This is a genomic window from Erwinia sp. PsM31, assembly GCF_030433775.1.
In the GTDB taxonomy this organism is placed as follows: Bacteria; Pseudomonadota; Gammaproteobacteria; order Enterobacterales; family Enterobacteriaceae; genus Erwinia; species Erwinia aeris.
Genome location: NZ_JARUWZ010000064.1, coordinates 1 through 819 on the forward strand (window position 1 = coordinate 1; position 819 = coordinate 819).

At 53.1% G+C, this 819-nt stretch carries 1 rRNA gene; it reads left to right on the forward strand.

Annotation, left to right across the window (positions count from 1 at the left end):
- Positions 1-819, forward strand: a 23S ribosomal RNA gene (locus QCD69_RS22455); the annotation flags it as partial.

The window sequence follows — 819 nt, forward strand, 5'->3', positions numbered from 1 at the left end:
CTTATTGTGGGTTCGAAGAGTAGGGCGGGACACGTGATATCCTGTCTGAAGATGGGGGGACCATCCTCCAAGGCTAAATACTCCTGACTGACCGATAGTGAACCAGTACCGTGAGGGAAAGGCGAAAAGAACCCCGGCGAGGGGAGTGAAACAGAACCTGAAACCGTGTACGTACAAGCAGTGGGAGCCTTCTTAATGGGGGTGACTGCGTACCTTTTGTATAATGGGTCAGCGACTTATATTCTGTAGCAAGGTTAACCGTATAGGGGAGCCGCAGGGAAACCGAGTCTTAACTGGGCGTTAAGTTGCAGGGTATAGACCCGAAACCCGGTGATCTAGCCATGGGCAGGTTGAAGGTTGGGTAACACTAACTGGAGGACCGAACCGACTAATGTTGAAAAATTAGCGGATGACCTGTGGCTGGGGGTGAAAGGCCAATCAAACCGGGAGATAGCTGGTTCTCCCCGAAAGCTATTTAGGTAGCGCCTCGTGAACTCATCTTCGGGGGTAGAGCACTGTTTCGGCTAGGGGGCCATCCCGGCTTACCAACCCGATGCAAACTGCGAATACCGAAGAATGTTATCACGGGAGACACACGGCGGGTGCTAACGTCCGTCGTGAAGAGGGAAACAACCCAGACCGCCAGCTAAGGTCCCAAAGTCATGGTTAAGTGGGAAACGATGTGGGAAGGCACAGACAGCCAGGATGTTGGCTTAGAAGCAGCCATCATTTAAAGAAAGCGTAATAGCTCACTGGTCGAGTCGGCCTGCGCGGAAGATGTAACGGGGCTAAACCATGCACCGAAGCTGCGGCAGCGAC